The organism is Nonomuraea sp. 3N208 (genome assembly GCF_052245935.1).
Lineage (GTDB): Bacteria > Actinomycetota > Actinomycetes > Streptosporangiales > Streptosporangiaceae > Nonomuraea.
In genome coordinates, this window is sequence record NZ_JBQQBR010000052.1 from 68,927 (window position 1) to 86,568 (window position 17,642).

11 protein-coding genes and 1 pseudogene are annotated in these 17,642 nt (G+C 69.0%); 7 read left to right on the plus strand and 5 right to left on the minus strand.

Annotated elements, in window-relative coordinates:
* Positions 1-1,213: 1,213 nt before the first annotated feature.
* Both ACTWPT_RS50155 and katG read left to right on the plus strand, forming a co-directional pair.
* A pseudogene (locus tag ACTWPT_RS50155) lies at positions 1,214-1,597 on the plus strand (Fur family transcriptional regulator).
* Between the two features lie 78 nt (positions 1,598-1,675).
* The gene (gene katG, locus ACTWPT_RS50160) at positions 1,676-3,952 is read left to right on the plus strand and encodes a catalase/peroxidase HPI (RefSeq protein ID WP_443184645.1); all 2,277 of its coding nucleotides are present in this window, start codon (positions 1,676-1,678) and stop codon (positions 3,950-3,952) included.
* Here katG and ACTWPT_RS50165 read toward each other — a convergent pair.
* The 3 genes from ACTWPT_RS50165 to ACTWPT_RS50175 form a co-directional block, all read right to left on the minus strand.
* Positions 3,945-4,091 (minus strand): hypothetical protein, encoded by a 147-nt coding sequence (locus tag ACTWPT_RS50165; RefSeq protein WP_443184646.1) that lies wholly within the window; start codon positions 4,089-4,091, stop codon positions 3,945-3,947. The genes katG and ACTWPT_RS50165 overlap by 8 nt on opposite strands.
* A gap of 474 nt (positions 4,092-4,565) precedes the next feature.
* Positions 4,566-6,044, minus strand: a complete 1,479-nt coding sequence (locus ACTWPT_RS50170) for a serine/threonine-protein kinase (RefSeq protein ID WP_443184647.1) — start codon at positions 6,042-6,044, stop codon at positions 4,566-4,568.
* Complete coding sequence (locus ACTWPT_RS50175; protein ID WP_443184648.1) at positions 6,034-7,374, minus strand: DUF4407 domain-containing protein; 1,341 nt, start codon at positions 7,372-7,374, stop codon at positions 6,034-6,036. Before ACTWPT_RS50175 ends, ACTWPT_RS50170 begins: the two co-directional genes overlap by 11 nt.
* Positions 7,375-7,624: 250 nt before the next feature.
* Between ACTWPT_RS50175 and ACTWPT_RS50180 the strand changes: the two genes are divergently transcribed.
* From ACTWPT_RS50180 to ACTWPT_RS50200, 5 genes are all read left to right on the plus strand, one after another.
* Positions 7,625-9,073: a hypothetical protein gene (locus ACTWPT_RS50180; RefSeq protein WP_443184649.1), complete on the plus strand. Its 1,449-nt coding sequence runs from the start codon at positions 7,625-7,627 to the stop codon at positions 9,071-9,073.
* Positions 9,060-10,061: a hypothetical protein gene (locus ACTWPT_RS50185; RefSeq protein WP_443184650.1), complete on the plus strand. Its 1,002-nt coding sequence runs from the start codon at positions 9,060-9,062 to the stop codon at positions 10,059-10,061. The genes ACTWPT_RS50180 and ACTWPT_RS50185 overlap by 14 nt, the downstream gene beginning before the upstream one ends.
* On the plus strand, positions 10,049-11,983 hold the full coding sequence (locus tag ACTWPT_RS50190; protein WP_443184651.1) for a hypothetical protein: 1,935 nt from the start codon (positions 10,049-10,051) through the stop codon (positions 11,981-11,983). The genes ACTWPT_RS50185 and ACTWPT_RS50190 overlap by 13 nt, the downstream gene beginning before the upstream one ends.
* Positions 11,974-12,186 (plus strand): hypothetical protein, encoded by a 213-nt coding sequence (locus ACTWPT_RS50195; protein WP_443184652.1) that lies wholly within the window; start codon positions 11,974-11,976, stop codon positions 12,184-12,186. Before ACTWPT_RS50190 ends, ACTWPT_RS50195 begins: the two co-directional genes overlap by 10 nt.
* Positions 12,187-12,347: 161 nt before the next feature.
* A complete protein-coding gene (locus ACTWPT_RS50200) occupies positions 12,348-12,581 on the plus strand; it encodes a hypothetical protein (RefSeq protein ID WP_443184653.1) in 234 nt (77 codons plus the stop codon).
* A gap of 134 nt (positions 12,582-12,715) precedes the next feature.
* On the opposite strand, the gene ACTWPT_RS50205 is transcribed toward ACTWPT_RS50200, so the two are convergent.
* A complete protein-coding gene (locus tag ACTWPT_RS50205; RefSeq protein WP_443184654.1) occupies positions 12,716-14,674 on the minus strand; it encodes a glycoside hydrolase family 31 protein in 1,959 nt (652 codons plus the stop codon).
* Positions 14,671-17,642, minus strand: a 2,972-nt coding sequence (locus ACTWPT_RS50210; RefSeq protein ID WP_443184655.1) for an alpha-L-arabinofuranosidase C-terminal domain-containing protein, incomplete at its 5' end; no start/stop codon positions are given. The genes ACTWPT_RS50210 and ACTWPT_RS50205, both read right to left, overlap by 4 nt.

Consider the following 17,642-nt stretch of genomic DNA (forward strand, 5'->3'; position numbering starts at 1 on the left):
CGGGCAAGAACGACGCCAGCCCCCGCAGCAGGAACGTGGCCACGGCGTAGAGGGCCCACCGCCAGTCCGAACCGGGTCTGCAGATCCGTCCCTTGAGCGAGCAACGTGATCCGCCATCAAAGCTCGCCATGGAACCGAAACCGGACTTCCAACCGTCCCCTCGATAGAAGGGATCGACCAACCGCCTACAAGTCGCATCAGTCCCGTGACAGCCCGTTCGTCGACTCTGCTGGACCCCGTTCGAACAAGGAGTACGAATCGGTGAATCCACACGCGCTTGCCCACCGGGCACACCGGCACGGCTGGGATGTGCAGACCGTCCCGCGATCCTCCGGCCCTACGGTCATCCTGCGGCGTGACGGCTGGCGCCTGGAAATCGCGTTCGACGGTCACGCACCCAAGGAGGCCACTGCCAACGAACCCGGTCACAACGTCGGCAGACAGCTCAACCTCCGCTCGATCAACGACTTCGTGCGACAGCCACGGACAGATCGGTTAACTCGCCCACGCCGCGATCGGCGGCAGGGCACCAGTCGCACGAGCGACCATGAAGCGGGCGAGCATCTGGACGACCGACAGAGCGACTGCGAGCAGGACGCCATACGGGATGATGAACGATGATCGTCATCCAACGTGGGTGACGTCATCCGAACATCTGAGGCCCGCCGTGCTCTTCAGAGGCCAGATGGGCGGGCAACTCGGGGAGCCAGGTCCAGCCCGGCCGGGGCGAAGGCCGCACGCCACAACTGATGTCGCGTCGCTGCCCATCCCGGCCGATTACCCGATCTGATCGTCGCAGCAGCCGAGTACCTCAGGACCGTCCAGGTCGGCTTAGGCTGGGCCGGCTTCAGTCGAATGACGCTCGAAGCAACGGGCCCCCATGGGATGCAACGTCATGCGTCGTCGGCTTATGGCGGCGCGGATCATCCAGGACCCTGGGGACTCGCGAATGGATCAGTGCACGGGGCTATCCTGTCCGACCGAATCGGCCCAGGTGGATTCGATGCCGAGCCTCCTGTCGTAGTCGAGCCCGCGGACTTCGCCCGCGCCCTGGACGCCGACCCGGTCTCCTGCGCTGTCTACGACCGCCTGGCTTACAGCCACTAGCGCGAGCACGTGCTCGCTCGCACGACCCATGCCCAAGCTGCGAGCCAGACGGCAGGGCAGGGCCGGGCCGCGTATCTGCTCTTCGAAGGGGGGCTATGTTGACCATATGGCGTCTGACATCGAGACGCAGTTGCGAGTGGTTTGGTTACGCGTGACCCGGCTGCGGTTGGCAGTGCTCGCCCCGCTGCGCGAGCACGCGCACGTCGACACGGACACGGTGATCGCCCTGGTACGAGCCGAACTCCCCAGGGTCTCCCACCAGGCGGTGTAGGACGTGCTGCGTGCGCTGACCAACGCCGGTTTGGTGCGGCGCATCGAGCCCGCCGGTACGACCGCCCGCTACGGGTCACGGGTGGGGGACAACCACCACCATGTCGTGTGCCGCTCCTGCGGTGCGGTCGCGTACGTCGACTGCGCCGTCGGCCACGCTCCCTGTCTCACCGCCTCGGATGACCAGGGCTTCGTGGTCGACGCGCCGGAGGTCGTCTAGAGGTCGTCTATTGGGGCACCTACCTCGACTGTGCGACTAGATGCACTGCCCAGTGATCCGGAAGTTCGGAGGAAGCAGATGAGCGACACCCAGGACAACGCCCCCTCCAGCGCGCAGGGCGTGGATCGGAAGGCGGCGGCCGGCTACCCGCTCGCGCATGACTCCGTGACCGCGCATGGCAGCGAGAGCGAGAACCCGGCAATCGACTCGCCGACTCCGAAGACCGGCGGTCGTCCGCACACGAACCGGGACTGGTGGCCCAACCAGGTCGACCTGTCGGTGTTGCGTGCGCACTCGTCCAAGGGCAACCCGCTGGCAGAGGGCTTCAGCTACGCCAAGGAGCTCGAGAAGCTCGACGTCGAGGCCCTCAAGCAGGACATCATCGAGGTGCTCACCACCTCGCAGGACTGGTGGCCGGCCGACTTCGGCCACTACGGCGGTCTCATGATCCGGATGAGCTGGCACGCCGCGGGCACCTACCGCATCCACGACGGTCGCGGCGGGGCCGGCGATGGCGCTCAGCGTTTCGCCCCGCTCAACAGCTGGCCCGACAACGCCAACCTCGACAAGGCCCGCCGGTTGCTGTGGCCGGTGAAGCAGAAGTACGGCCAGAAGATCTCTTGGGCCGACCTGCTCGTTCTCGCAGGCAACGTCGCCCTGGAGTCGATGGGTTTCAAGACCTTCGGCTTCGGCTTCGGCCGCGAGGACGTCTGGGAGCCAGAGGAGATCTTCTGGGGTCCGGAGGACGCCTGGCTCGGTGACGAGCGCTACGTCACCGACACCGAGATGGTGCCGAACTTCGGCGCGACCGAGATGGGTCTCATCTACGTCAACCCGGAGGGCCCACGCGGCAACGCCGACCCGGCTGCGGCGGCGCATTTCATCCGCGAGACCTTCGGACGGATGGCGATGAACGACGAGGAGACTGTCGCTCTCATCGCCGGCGGCCACACGTTCGGCAAGACCCACGGCGCCGGCATCGCGGACGACCACGTGGGGCCGGAGCCCGAGGCCGCGCCGCTGGAGGCGCAGGGCCTGGGCTGGCTGAGCAGCCACGGCACCGGCAAGGGCGGTGACACGATCACCAGCGGTCTCGAGGTGACGTGGACCGACCGGCCGACGCAGTGGAGCAACCGCTTCTTCGAGATCCTCTTCAGCTACGAGTGGGAGCTCACCACGAGCCCCGGCGGCGCGAAGCAGTGGGTCGCGAAGGACGCCGAGGCGATCATCCCGGACGCGCACGACCCGTCGAAGAAGCACAAGCCGACGATGCTCACGACCGACCTGGCGCTGCGCGTCGACCCGACGTACCAGAAGATCTCCCTCCGCTTCATGGAGAACCCCGACGAGTTCGCGTTGGCCTTCGCCAAGGCCTGGTACAAGCTGCTGCACCGCGACATGGGTCCGGTCAGCCGCTTCCTCGGACCGTGGGTCGCCGAGCCCCAGCTGTGGCAGGACCCGGTGCCGGCCGTCGACCACGAACTCGTGGGTGACGCCGACGTCGCTTCCCTCAAGGCGAAGGTCCTGGAGTCCGGCCTCACGACCGCTCAACTGGTCTCCACCGCTTGGGCCTCCGCCGCGAGCTTCCGGTCCACCGACAAGCGCGGCGGCGCCAACGGCGCCCGGCTCCGTCTCCAGCCGCAGCGCAGCTGGGAGGTCAACCAGCCCGAGCAACTCACGACGGTCCTGGACACCCTCGAGAGCATCCAGCGCGAGTTCAACGAGGCCGGCGGCGCGAAGATCTCCCTCGCCGACCTGATCGTGCTGGCCGGCTCGGCCGCCGTCGAGAAGGCAGCACGCGAGGCCGGCGTGGCAGTGACAGTGCCGTTCCGGCCAGGCCGCACCGACGCCATTCAGGAGCAGACCGACGTCGAGTCCTTCCGGGTCCTCGAGCCGCGGGCCGACGGGTTCCGCAACTACCTGCGTTCCGGCGAGAAGACCCAACCGGAGGTGCTGCTCGTCGATCGTGCCTACATGCTCAACCTGACCCCGCCCGAAATGACCGTCCTTATCGGCGGCCTGCGTTCCCTCGGAGCCAACTTCGGCGGTACCCAGCACGGCGTCCTCACCGACCGGCCCGGCGTGCTCACCAACGACTTCTTCACCAACCTGCTCTCCCCGGGCGTCCGGTGGAAGGCATCAGACTCCGAGAAGCATGTGTACGAGATCCGCGACGTGGCCACCGATGAGGTGAAGTGGACCGCCACCGTGGTCGACCTCATCTTCGGCTCCAACTCCCAGCTACGAGCCCTCGCGGAGGTCTACGCCGGCCAGGACGCCCGCAACAAGTTCGTGACCGACTTCGTTGCAGCCTGGGCCAAGGTCATGGAACTCGACCGGTTCGACCTCACCTGACCCGTCTCCACACGACGAGCCCGGACGAGCCCGCCCGGACGAGCCCGCCCGGACGAGCCCGCCCGGATCCCGTCACCAGCAGCCGCACGTACAGTTTGGCCATCGCGTCGAGATCGCTCGGCCCCGTCCGGAAGCGCATCCGCACAACTCATCCACGGAGCGGACTTCGATCCCGCCCTGGCAAAGGGCTACCGCCTGCACAGGCTTGATGGCCCCTGTCAGCCGCGCGCTCGCGCCTTGAAACCGGGCCGCCAACCACGAAAGCTGGGGTCGCTCGCGTTCTCTGGGGCGCTGCTCGGAACGCCTGGACACATCAGGACGCTGATCCCGGCCGCGCACCCCGGCTCACGTCCGTCCGGCAACCTCTCGTTGGCATGGGCCGGATGGCCGTCGAGACCGTCCTGCGCATGGCGGACGGTGTCCAGCCCGCCTCCCGGCACCTCCAACGGCGACGACCCTCAGCGTCCGCGACTCACGGGCCCCGTCCCGTCATCCTGATCGCCCTCGTGACCGACGTCTACCAACGCCGCTTGCCGGCCTTCATCCACGTCAGGCAGATCCACGCTGCGCACGCAGACCAGAACCGCCACCAGCGAGAGGACGAATCAGGCGGCTATCCCTCGGCGGCGAGTCTGCGCTCGACGTCGTCGCGGGTCGCGGACGGTAGCAGGGGCAGCAGGCGGTCGCGGCAAGAAGGCCGGCAATGCACGAGCACCCCGGCGATCGTGGCGGATGGAAGGCGACTGAGCGCCTGACCGGCCGGGTCCTCCGGCATCGCGGCGAGGGCGAGGCCGGTCTGCCGGGTATCGATGGCCGCCATCGCCTCGATGGCCGCTGCGGAATGCCGATCGTGCATGTGACCGAGCACGCGTCCGCGGTGGTGGGGGTCCATCGCCAGCACGACCCCGGCCACGAGGCTTGGGTCACGTACCTGCTCCAGCAGCAGGCCCACGCGGCGCGGGAGCAACATCTGCAGGATCTTCGCGCACTTCGTCGCCTGGCGGCACATCTCCTCCACTGCGGCGGTCGTGAAGAGCTGCCACTGATCAGCGAGGAGCACCGCCGCATCGGCCGCGGGCAGCGTGAGGACCATCGAACCTCTTTCTGCGGCGCCGGCGCCGGCGAGCGTCCGACGCACTCGTTGCGCCGCCACGCCACCACCCGCTCCCGAGCCGTTCCCGCCTCGGCCGTCGCTCCCTGCGTAGGAGTGGTTCCCTCCAGCCCCGTTCGCCTGGGGAGGCGCAGGCGGTTTCGTGACAGGGCCTTGCGACGTCCGGCGCGGCTCCACCCCAGGAGAGCGGCCGGCAGCCTGCTCCAGCATTCGCGCCAGTTCACCGGCCGTCATCCGGGTGGCCGGGCTCTTGGCCAACAGCCGGTTGATCGTCGGCTTGAGCCTGCCTGCCCGGGTCATGGGGTCCGGGGGAAAGGTGAGGATCGCGAACTTGGTGGCCTCCTCGGTGCCCCTGCGGAACGGCGGACGTCCCTCCATGGCCGTGTAGAGCGTGGCACCGAGCGACCACAGATCGGCCGCCTCGCCTGCCGGGGTGCCTCGCAGCCGCTCGGGGGCGATGAAGTCGGGGGTGCCGATCACGTGGCCGAGCATGGTGATGCGCTCGTGACCCTCGATGGCGGCGATCCCGAAGTCCACCAGGACGACCCCACCGGAAGCGGTGATCAGAATGTTGTCCGGCTTCACGTCGCGGTGGAGCACCCCTACCGCGTGCGCGGCGGCGAGCGCGTCGAGCGCCTGGGCGCCGATCCGCACCACGGCGGGCTCGGACAAGGGTCCCCGCTCGATCAACTCGCCGAGCAAGGCGCCCTGCACGTAGTCCATCACGATCCATGGGCCGTCTGGGGCGTCGAGCACGTCGTGGACTCGGACGATGCCCGGGTGGTCGATCCGGGCCAGCGCCTGCGCCTCGCGTTCTGCCCGCGCCTTGAGCTCGGGCTGGCGGCCGACGTCCGCGCGTACCTGTTTGAGCGCCACCACGCGGCCGAGCTTGCTGTCCCGGCCGCGCCAGACCCGCCCCATGCCGCCGCTGCCGAGTTGCGCCTCGATGACGAACCGGCCCGCGACGTGCTCACCAATCATCGTTCAGTCCGGCGTACTCGGCCTGCGGGCTGTCGCCCGTCCCGGCCGGCCGGGAGGCGCGGTTGTCGCGGAGGCCGCGGAGTGCCTCGTCCTCGAAGCTCCTGCCCTCATGGCGATCCTGCGAGGGCAGGGACGGCGTATCGGTAGCGTGGAACACTCCGGTACGCGGCTCCTCCGCGGTGTACGGCCGGGTCGTGCCATCCCGCCAGGCGGCGCGCCGTGGCCTCCTGTCCGTCTCATAGATCTGGTCGATGGCCGCATTGACCTCACGCTTCTCCAACGCGGCCACGATCGTGTCGTAACTGCCCGGCCGCTGCATCAGCTTGACGATGACCGGCAGGCACTCGATGAGAAGGATGAACAGGAACAGCAAGATCCTCGCCAGGGTGAGGGTCGGATTGTCCTGCGACACCCTGCTGAGCGCCTCCAGCCGCAGCAGCAGGCCGTCGGATCCCTGGATCTCGGCGGCGAAACCGGATCTGAGCCGCGCCTGCCCTTCGGTCAGTTTGTCCAGCTCCGTCTGTACGCTGCGCAGGTCCTGCTCCGCCTGGGCCAGCCTGCTCGCCTTTCCGGCCTCCTGAGTGTCGCTGAGCCGTTTCCTGCGCTGCTCGATCTGCCGGTCGATGTCATTCACCCGATCGCGGGCGCTCTTGTACGCCTCCTCCGCCGCCTTCGCAAGCGGCCCGGAGCCCTTCTTCGCGCATTTGGGCGGCCCGATGTACAGCTGGCACTGCCATTCCTGATAGAACGCGTCCCGCTGCTTCACCGCCCGCTCGCGCGACTTGCTCAATTCCTGGATCCGGGGGTCGGCCGCCGGATCGAGCGCACTCTCCCCGCGGGAGGCGATCACGGCTTCCAGGGCCGCCGCGGACTTCTCCAGAGCGGCTATCCGCCGGCCGGTCTCGCCGCCCTGCTGCGCGCGGGTGAACGCGTCGGCCTTCTCCTGCTGGATGTCGACGATCTCGGCATCGATCTCGGGTTTGAAGATCTGCAGCACCAGCGGTGTGGAGATGACGGCCCCCAGCAGCAACGCGAGCAGCACCCGGGGCAGGGCGAGCCACAGGCGCCCTCCGCCTCGGGCCGGCAGGGAGGTGACGAGCCAGCGGTCCAGGCTCAGAATCGCCACGCCCCAGACGAGGCCGATCAGGACGGCTAGGGGCGGGAACACCTTGAGCGCCGAGGCTAACGCGAATGTCATGGAGATGGCGGCGATGCAGGCTGTGGTCAGGATGGCGCCACCCAGGCCGTGGAACCTGGCACGCTCCCCCTTGCACTCGTCCAGCACGTCGGGACGGGCACCCGACAAGACGATCAACCATCTACCGACCATGCGCGGCTCCGGGAGGAAGGGACCAGGGCGCTCCACGCCCTACCCCGTGAGTAATCCACTGACTACCATAAACAACCGGCAATCCTGATTTATAACAAGAGGGCTGACCGCCCGCCACGCGGTGCTGTCACGAAGGATCACAAACTATCAGAAAACGGACAAAGACTTGACTATCCCCTCTTACTATCACTTACTCCACCAATGACATTAATTCGTACCAGGCAAGGGTCCGAAACTGGTGGGGAGATTCTTGAGCCATTTCGCAGAGGGTGGATTGCGGGGGGATCTCGCCGATCTGATCGCCTCGTTCAGGGAACGGCTGACGGTCGTGGAGATCGACATTGCCGGAACACGGATCTTCGAGGTCCGCGTCGACGAGGTCGGCACGACGTACTACACACGCAGGGCCGCCGCCAAGTGGTCCACTTTGGCCGCCGCCGGCGATGACGTCCACGACGCGGTGCTCCGGGTCTCCCAGGATCTGATCTCCGCCGACGAGAGGGACCCGGTGGTGGTCGTGCGGTCCGCCGACGGGCAGGAGCAGGAGGCCGCCGTGCGCGCACTGCGGCAGTGGCGGCCATCGGCCCAGGTCGTCGAGGTGTCCGGGGCCAAGGTGGGGGGCTTGCTCCGTGAGTTGGTGGCCGGCGCGCCGCTGCGCCAGGTGTACGACTTGATCATGGCGCGTGAGCGCGCGGACGACCGCAGGCTCGAACTGGTGGGACAACGGCTCTTCGGTCCCGGTGCGAAGCCGGGGGAGGACGCCCAGGTGGCCGTCACGTGCACCGACGCCGGCGGCATGCTGCTCGCGATCTCCGCCTGGGCGGGGCCGCTCCAGCCTTCGGAGCTGGTGTCGGTCGACCACGCGCCGCTTTCGCCCGGACGGCATCTGCTGCGGGCGGTGTTGGAGCGGCCCGGCGTCGTCCGCTTTCCCGGGATCCCCGGCCTCCGGCCGGACACCCGGCCGTGGGCGGACGTGGTGGCCACGCTGCCGTCGCGGCTGCAATACGCGCCCCGGCCCGCGCACCTGGTGTGCGCCATAGAGACGGCGGGGACCGCGAAGGAGTTCGAGGCCCGCTGCCACTGGGCCGGCTACGTCATCGACCTGCTCGCCGAGCGCCGCCTCGACCCCCGGCAGCTCCAGGTGTCCGTCGTGGGATACGGCACCCACGTGTTCGGCACCCGGCACGCGGACCGTACCCGGCCGGCCATGGCCGCCTGGTCCGCGTCCGCGGCGCAGGCACGGACCGCCCTGGAGTCCCTGCAGCCCACCGCGCCGGCCTACCCGAACGCCGCCCAACTCGAGGACGTGCTCGCGGAGGTGAGCGCCCGGCTGCTCCCGCAGCCGGTCAACACGCGGACGGCGCTGCTCACCATCGGGGCGCGGCCTCCGCATCCGCCTCGGGCCGGCCTCGACCGCGTGCCCCCCTGCCCTGCGCGGTACGACTGGCTGGCGCTGCTGCGCGAGATGGAACAGCGCCACGACCTGAGGAGCGCGGTCATCTGCGACAGTCCGCCCGCCACTGCCTCGTCTGCCTGGCATCGGCTCGGCTCGGCCGCGCTGTTCCAGGTGGACGCGGTGAACGCGGAAGAACTCGCGCTCCGGCTCGGCCTGGTGACACCGCCCGCCGCCGTGCTCGCCCTTCCCTTCGTCTCCCAGAATTCCGACTCCCAGAATGAGGACCTCGGTGGTCGACACTGACTCCGCCCCCGGCGATCCCGAGCGCGATCGCGCGCCTGACATCGCCATGTGGGGTGCTTCGGGCAGCGGCAAGACCGCCTTCCTGGCGGCGCTGAGCATCGCGCTGAACAAGGCCCCCGACGCGGGCTGGAGGCTCATCGGGGAGAACCCGGTGTCCCGGATGGAGCTGGCGAAGTTGCGTACGACGCTGCTGCAGACGCGTACGTTCCCGGCCCCGACCGAGGCCCTCACCTACTACAGCTGGCTGATCATCGGCCCGGCGGGGGCGCCGCGCAGACGATGGTGGTGGCCGTGGGAGACGCGTGAGGGGAAGGCTCCGAAGATCAAGCTCGACTTCCTGGACCTGCGCGGTGACCTGTACGCCGAGTCCGAGTCGAACATCGACAAAAAGGCCCTGGTCGACAGCCTGGTCAAGAGCCGCGGCCTGATCTACATGTTCGACCCGGATCGGGAGGCCCGGGTGGGTGACGCCTTCAAACACCTGGACGCCGCTCTGCACGAGGTCGCCGGGCGGATGCTCGTCGACGACGCGTACGAGGACGGCAAGCTCCCCCATTACGTCGCGGTCTGCATCACCAAGTTCGACGACCCGAAGGTGTTGAGAACCGCGATCGAAGCGGGGTTCACCGAGCGGGATCCCGTCGACGAGTTGCGCATCCCCCATGTGCCCGAGGAGCGGGTCCGCGACTTCTTCCGGCTGCTGTGCCGGGACGCCCAGGACCACAACACGGAGATGATCCTCGACCTGCTCGAGGCCTTCTTCCACCAGGACCGCATCAGGTACTTCGTGACCTCGTCGGTGGGCCTGTTCATCGACGAGGATCTCGGCAGCTTCGACCCGGACGACTTCCTGAACGTCATCGACAACGCGAACGGCGGACTGACGATCCGTGGTGCCATCCGCCCCATGAACGTCATGGAGCCCGTGATCTGGCTCGGCCGCATGCTCCGGCCCGGCGCGATGAGGAGCAGACGATGGGACGGCTGACCGCCCACTGGGCGATCCTCGGCAAGACACCGGAGAGCCTGGACGACTACAGCGTGATCGACTGCAGCACGGGTGCGATCACCAACGCGGAGTTCGGCATGTGGCTCAAGGCGTTCACCTCCGGGACCATGGAGCCCAAGGCCCTCCCACGAGTGGCGACCAACTACTTCTCCGACCCTGACGGCGAGCCCTGGCTGGGGCTGTCCCTGCAGACCGAACCGGACTCCCAGGACGGCTTCCAACGCCCGTACGCGATGACGTACTACGTCTGCGTACGCTGGGCGGAGGTGGCCTCCGAGTCGACCAGGCTCTCGTACCGGGCCCTGTACGAGGCGCTGTTGAAGGAGAACTTCTCCGGAGACGCGCCGTTCCAGCTCTCCCTCGCGGCGTACGACGAGCGTCATCTCGCCGGCCAGGTCAACGGCACGGCGCGGCGGGCGGCGGCGCTGCTGCTCACCGGACAGCCCGTCTGCATGGTACGGGCCGGCCATCTCACCCTGGACCAGCGGCTGGACTTCCTGGATGCTGTGGCGGCGCTGCTCCCGTACGGGTTCCGCCACACGCTGGCGGTCTCCACCTGGACCAACAGTGCCTCCCGGCACCGGATCCGCCTCTCCTTCGCCGAGGTACCGCCCACCCACGGGGCCTGGGAGCTGCCCTGGGAGGCCGGCGACCCCGCGGGGTCGATCCCGCCCCAGGCACTGTTCTACAAGCGGGAACTGGAGGGCTATCAGGGCGATGACCTTTGTGAGCTGATGAGGTGGCTCACGACCGCGGCCGAACCGCGCGACTTCGACGACGCCTCCCACCGCGCCGCCGCATCCAGGCTGCTCCGCGGCCGTACCTCTTCCCGGCTTCCGGCGCAGGCCGAGCAGCACGCCGCCGCGCTGCCCTCGGTCGAGCAGCTGCTGCACCTGTGCCGTGAGAGCATCGCGAACGCCGACGGGCAGCGGCTCGCCGTCCTCAACGCGCAGCTGGCGCAGCGGACTCGCGGTCGTGTGGCGGACCACGATCGCAAGACCTACCGGGTGTTCATCAGAGCGAACCCCATCCGCCCGCTTGAAAGGCTGGCCGATTCGTCCGTCATGCGGCATTTCTTTGAGATCCTGCTACGGCTGTTGTACGGGTCGGCGATGCATGCGGCCGACGTCGAGGAGATGCTGGTCGACCTGTGTGGACCGTTCCGGCAGGAGCCCGCCCTTCCGCCCGCGCTGCTCGCCGCGATGCGCCGGATCCTGCCTGCCTGCGCCCCCTCGGGCAAGCTGCTCATCGCGAGCCTGCTGGGCCGCGAGCACCTGCGCCGGATCCTCGACGACATGTCGGAGGACGAGTTGCTCCGCGTCGCCGTCCAGTCCCGCAACCGCAGGGTGCTGGACATCGCCATAGCCGAGGCCGAGCACCGCGCCGTGCCCACCGATCCGCGGGCCATGGAGGCCGTCAAATACGCACTGACCCGGCACCGCTACCTCATCGAGGCGATCAGCTCCATCTGCGCCGCCGAGGAGAGCATCATCTACTATCAGAGCGTGCTCTGGGTGAGCTATCGCGGGCAGCTCACCTCGGCTGACATAGAGGAGATCCTCGGGGACCTGGACCGCCCTCCCCAGACGTTCCTGCTCGCTATCGTGGCCGAGAGCGCACCGGGAACGGCCTCGACGCTGCTCCACACGCTCGCGGGCGGCACCGTGCGCAGCCTGGGCCTGACCGGAAGGCCCGTCGCCGGCCACATCGAAGCCGGCCTCGACCGGATGACCGCCCCCGTGGATGGCGGCAACGGCCGGAAGACGTCACATCGCAGGCGCTTCCAGAGACTCGATCCCACCTCCCGAAGGCTGAAACCGATTTCCGCCGTCGGGAAGGTCCTCATCGGCGCGTCGATCATCATCGTCATCATGGGCCTCGCCCTGTGGCTGTGGCTCTGACCCGCAGCGCCGGACCGGCCGCCGCGGGCAGGGCACTGCTCAAGGTCGCCGACGCAGGCAACCCGCCCCTGCGGGTGTTCTCCGGCACCCAGGGCAACCAGATCCTCCCGCACGTCTACGCCGACCGGCTCAAGACCTGGACCGACTGGCACCACCTTGCAACGGAGACACACGGACACACCCCCGCCGTCCCGGCTGCCTGACCTGGCAACTGATCTGCGGGAGGGCGTAGACCACGGGAACCCCTCCCCAGCAAGGACAACGGCGACCGGCCGCTGGTCTGCCGATGGCCGGTGCCGGGCTGATTCGCCTCAGGCGTGTTCAGTCGCGCTCGGGGTGGTGGAGTGGCAGCAGGACCAGGAAGGTGGTGCCGTGGAGTGGGCCGGCCGGCGACGGCGCGGCGCCCGACCTGGACGAGGACCGCCGTACCGGCGGCCGTGTGGGTCATGGCGTTGCCGACGAGGTTGGCGATGACCTGGTGCAGGCGGCGCTCGTCGCCCAGCACGAACACCGCCTCGTCGGAGACGACGAGCCGGACCGGCCGCTCCCGGTCGCGGGCCTGCGCGGCGTGCACCACATCCCCGGCCAGCACGCGTAGGTCCACCGTGCTCGGCTCCAGTCCCGGCTCCTGGTCCAGGCGGGCCAGCAGCAGCATGCGAAAGAATGACCGCCCCGTGCTCACGAAGCCAGCCCGTGGGAGCTTGGCACTGATGGACAGGGGCCTAGTGGGGATCAAGCGGCGGCGCGCCGCGCCGCCGTACATAGGTGATCATTGCCCTCGCGGACAAACACGGGGATGCGTTCCAGCGGAGTGGCGGCCTCGACTGTCCCGCTGTCGTGGATGTGGCCGGTGGCGAGCTCCACCCAGCGCGTGCCCTGCGGCAGGTAGACACTGCGCTCGGCCATGCCGGGGGCCAGCACGGGTGCGACCAGCAGGTCCGGGCCGAGCATGAACTGGTCGTCCACGCTCCAGGCCCGTTCGTCGCCGGGGAAGTCGAACAGCAGCGGGCGCAGCACGGGCTCGCCCCGCTCGTGCGCGGCTTCGGCCAGTGTCATCAGGTACGGCCTGAGCCGTTCGCGCAGGAAAAGGTGCTCGCGGAGGATCTGGTAGGCGCGCTCCCCGTAGGACCAGACCTCGTTGTCCGCGCCGGTCTGCTCGGCGGTGAACGGGCCGGAGGGTTCGCGTACCCCGTGCAGGCGCATGACCGGGCAGAACGTACCGAACTGGAACCAGCGGATCAGTAGCTCCCGATACTCCTGCGAGGAGGGATCGCCGCCGTGGAAGCCGCCGATGTCGGTGTTCCACCAGGGGATGCCGCTGAGGGCGACGTTCAATCCGGTGCGGACCTGCGTGGCCAGCGCGTCCCAGGTGGGCCGGATGTCGCCCGACCACAGGGCGACGCCGTAGCGCTGACTGCCCGCCCAGCACGAGCGCACGAGTGACAGCGGCCGCTGGACGCCCGCCTCGGCCAGGCCGTCGTGGACGCCGCCGGCGTGGTAGTGGCCGTACATGTTGCCGACCTGGCGTCCGGGGCCGGCAGCGTACAGCGCCTGCTCAGCCTTGCGCGGAATCAGATCGGGTTCGCCGGCGTCCAGCCAGAACGCCTCCACGCCCAGCTCGACGTAGTGCTCACGCAGCTCCCGCCAGAGCGTGCGCCGGGCATTGGGGGCGGTGGCGTCGTAGTAGGCCGAGGGCAGGAAGCTCTCGCCGCGTCCCTTGGCCGGCCAGTCCTGGGTGAGCAGGCCGCCCTCCACGCTGCCCACCAGGTGCCCGGCCGCGCGCATCGCAGGGTGGTTGTCGCTGTCGGCTTCCACGGTCGGCCAGACCGACACCACCAGCTTGACGCCGAGTTGGTCGAGCTCCTTGACCATCGCCTGGGGGTCTGGCCAGAACTCCGGGTCGAAGCTCCAGTCTCCCATGCGGGCCCAGTGGAAGTAATCGGCGACGATCGCCGACAACGGCAGGCCCAGCTCCTTGTGGCGGCTGGCTACGGCGAGGAGTTCGGCTTGCGTGCGGTAGCGCAGCTTGCTCTGCCAGAATCCGGTCGCCCACTCCGGAATGAGCGGGGCGTGGCCGGTGGCATCGGCGTAGCTCGCCATGATCTCGGCGGGCGAGTCGCCCGCCGTGATCCAGTAGTCGATCTGGTGCGCGGAATCGGCCACCCAGCGGGTGGCGTCGCGTGCCAGTTCCACCCTGCCCATGGCGGGGTTGTTCCACAACAGCCCGTATCCGCGGGAGGAGAACAGGAACGGGATGGTCGTGGTGGTGTTGCGCTGGACGAGGTCGATCACGCAGCCCTTCTGGTCCAGCAGGCCGTGCTGGTGTTGTCCCAGGCCGTAGAGGCGTTCGTCGTCGTAGGCGCGGAAGTGCTGCTCGAGGCGGTGGCTGCCGTCTCCGAGCGGGGCGTGCACGCGCGGCCCCTGGTGCGCGACGTAGGGCTGCTTGTCGGCGAGCAGTTCCCTGCCGGTCTCGGTGTGCAGGAAGCGGAGGCGTCCGGCCTCGATCTCGGCGGTGATCCGGCCGTTCACGATGGTGCTGTCCCGCTGCTCCGGCTGCGCTCCGGCGGGTGGAGTGGTGAGCGCGCCGGGCAGGTCGTTCCTGATCGCGTGCGGCGCGGAGCGGACCCGGAAAGCATGCGGGCCCCACGGTTCGACGTGCAGGATCTCATGCGGGCCGGATTCGATGATCAAGGGATCCTCCTGATGACCGCCGTGACGAACGACCAGGGCGGTAGGTTCAGCGTGTCGCCGGCGGCCGTGGCGGCGACTGGAGTCACGGGTGATGGGGTGAAGGGCTGGCCTTCGTCGGGTCTCGCGCCGGCGAGCGTGGTCACCGTGGCGACCGCCGTCCCGAATGGCTCGGGGAGCCGTATCGACGCCACGCGGGCGATGGGATGGGCGTTCACGGCGCGAATCACGTACTCGAGGGTCCCGTCGGCCGCCGTCCGCGAGGCCGCGCCGACGACCACCCGGTGCTCGGGCCGCAGGTCCTGTTCGTAGTCGTGCCGCAGTTCGTCGTCGATCCACACGCGCACGCGTGCGCCGTCCAGACGTACTTTGACGCGCACCGGGATGCCGGTCTGCATGCCGTGCCAGCGCAGCGGCCCATGATCGTCGTTGGTGATGCCGTCGTCGCCACGTATCACGAGGGTGGATTTGTTCTGCCAGGCCCCGACGTGCACCTGCAGATAGCTGTCACCGCCGAGTTCGGCGACGAACCCCTCGCCGCCCGCCCGTTTGGTGGCGGTGAGCTCGAGCGTCGCCGCGGCGGGCTCGATGCTGCCGACTTCCACGGGCTCTCCGCTCGATCCGGTGGTCACAGGCTGCCGTACGAGGCCGTCGAGCACGATGTCGGCGTAGTCGACGCTCGCGCCCGGCGAGGTCAGCCGTACCGAGCCGGTCTCCGGCAGCGTCACGGGCTCCGGTTCGACGCCGCTCAGCGTGACGGGGTGGAGCCTGGTTCCGCGCTCTTGCGAGAACATCCGCTGGACGTGGTAGGAGGCGGAGGGCAGCACCTCGGTGGCGGTGAAGTAGATGAGGTCTGGGGTCCATTGGGTGTGCCCGGCCCTGGCCAGGAGGGGCGCGTAGGAGGCGAGCCGTACCACGCCGGGGTAGCGCTCCAGGCCGATCATGTAGGCGGCCTCGGCCAGTGCCGAGCGCATGGTGTTGCTGCGCGCGGCGTATTCGCCCACGTAGACCTGAGGGCCGGGCTCGTAGGCGCCGTAGCGGTCGACGTTCTGGTGGAACCAGCGCGGGTTGCGGTAGCCGTGCTCGTCGACCATGTCGGTTGCGCGCTCGCGGGCGAACGCCCAACCGGCTTCGAAGTCGGGGCCGAAGGGCTGCGGCCCGGCCGTGCCGATCACGCAGATCTTGGGGTTGCGCTCGCGTACGGCGTCCTCGATGCGCGCGTAGCGGTCCCGGAAGTCGTCGGTGATCTCGTCCTCGTTGCCCAGCCCGAGATAGCGCAGCTCGAACGGTTCGGGATGGCCGAGCGCGGCCCGGCGCGCGCCCCAAGGGGTGTCGGCCGGGCCGTTGGCGAACTCGATGAGGTCGAGTACGTCCTGGATGTAGGCGTCCACGGCGTCGTCGTCGATCGCCTGGGCGCCGCCCGGGTAGTTCTGGCAGCACACTCCGGCCGCGACCACCGGGAGCGGGGTGGCTCCGGTGGCCTGGCACAGCTCGAAGTACTCCAGGTAGCCGATCTGCCGTGACTGGTGGTAGCCCCACGGGTTGGGGATCTGGACGCGCTCGTGGCGCGGGCCGATCGTGGTCTTCCAGTGGTACATGTTGTCCAGGCCCAGCCCGTGCGCGACACAGCCGCCGGGGAAGCGGATGAAGCTGGGCCGCAGATCCTTCAGCGCCTGGAGCAGGTCGGGCCTGAAGGTCAGCGGCTCGCCGTCGGGGCCGGTCGGCCGCAGCGAGACATGATCGAGGTCGACGACGAGTCCCGCCGGGATGTCGATCCGCAGCCTGCCCCGGCCGCCGGCGACCGCGGTGAGGGTCGTCTCGCATCGGTGCCAGCCGCCCGCCGGCACGGTGACCTCCGCGCGAGCGAGGTCATTGTCACGAGAACGGATGGCGGCCGACAGGCTCGCCGGTTCCGGTCCGGTGCGGGCGAAGAACGAGAGCCGGAACTCTTGCCCGGTGACGGCCCCGATGCCGTCCCATCCTTCGTTGACCAGGGTCACCGGCCCGGTCAGGCGCAGGTAGTGAGCGTTGTTCGCATGGATCGGGGCATCGGCGCGAACATCGACACGATGAACGACGTAGGCGCTCCACGCGGTCAGCGCGTCCCAGCCGTCACGGTCGGCCGCGCTGAACTCGAAGTCGCCGTTACGGACGCATTCGGCGTTCAGGCCTCCGTCGAGCGCGTCGTTGAGGTCCTCGATGAACAGTCCCCACAGGTCCGGGGCGACCTCGACGCCCTCGTCGGCGCCGACGTCGATGGTGATGCGGGCGCTCATACGAGGCGTCCCTCCACGGTGACGAAGGAGTGGGCGGGCAGGTGCACCCGCAGCCCGGTAGCGGTGGCGGTGACCTGCTCGTGGGTGCGGGGGGGCGACGGCTTCGGGCGTCTCGGGGGTGTTGCAGGCCTGGAGCTTCTCGGCGGTGAGGATCCGTGCGCGGACGTCGGCCACGGTGCCGCCGCGCAGGTCCAGCTCGACGTCGGCCGGGGTGCCGGCGTCCAGGTTGGACATCGACACGAGCACCCGTCCGTCCTTGCGGCTCGCCGAGATCGAGACCGTCTTCAGCGTTTCACGGTTGGGCACGCCGGTGGGGAGGTCGACCCGTAGCGAGGCCGCGTCCTGGTGTCCCTTGTTCATCTCGAACACGTGGTAGGTGGGCGTGAGCACGAGCGCGCCGGAGTCGGGGTCGGTGAGGATCATGGCTTGGAGCACGTTCACCGTCTGGGCGATGTTGGCCATGACGAGGCGGTCGGCGTGGCGGTGGAAGATGTCGAAGTGGAGGCCGGCCACCAGCGCGTCGCGCAGGGTGTTCTGCTGGTAGAGGAAGCCGGGGTTGGTGCCCGGCTCGACGTTCCACCAGGTGCCCCACTCGTCCAGCACCAGGCCCACGGTCTTGCCCGGGTCGTAGCAGTCCATGACGTTGGAGTGGCCGGTCAGCAGGTCGTCGATGCGGGCGGCCTGGACCATCGTGG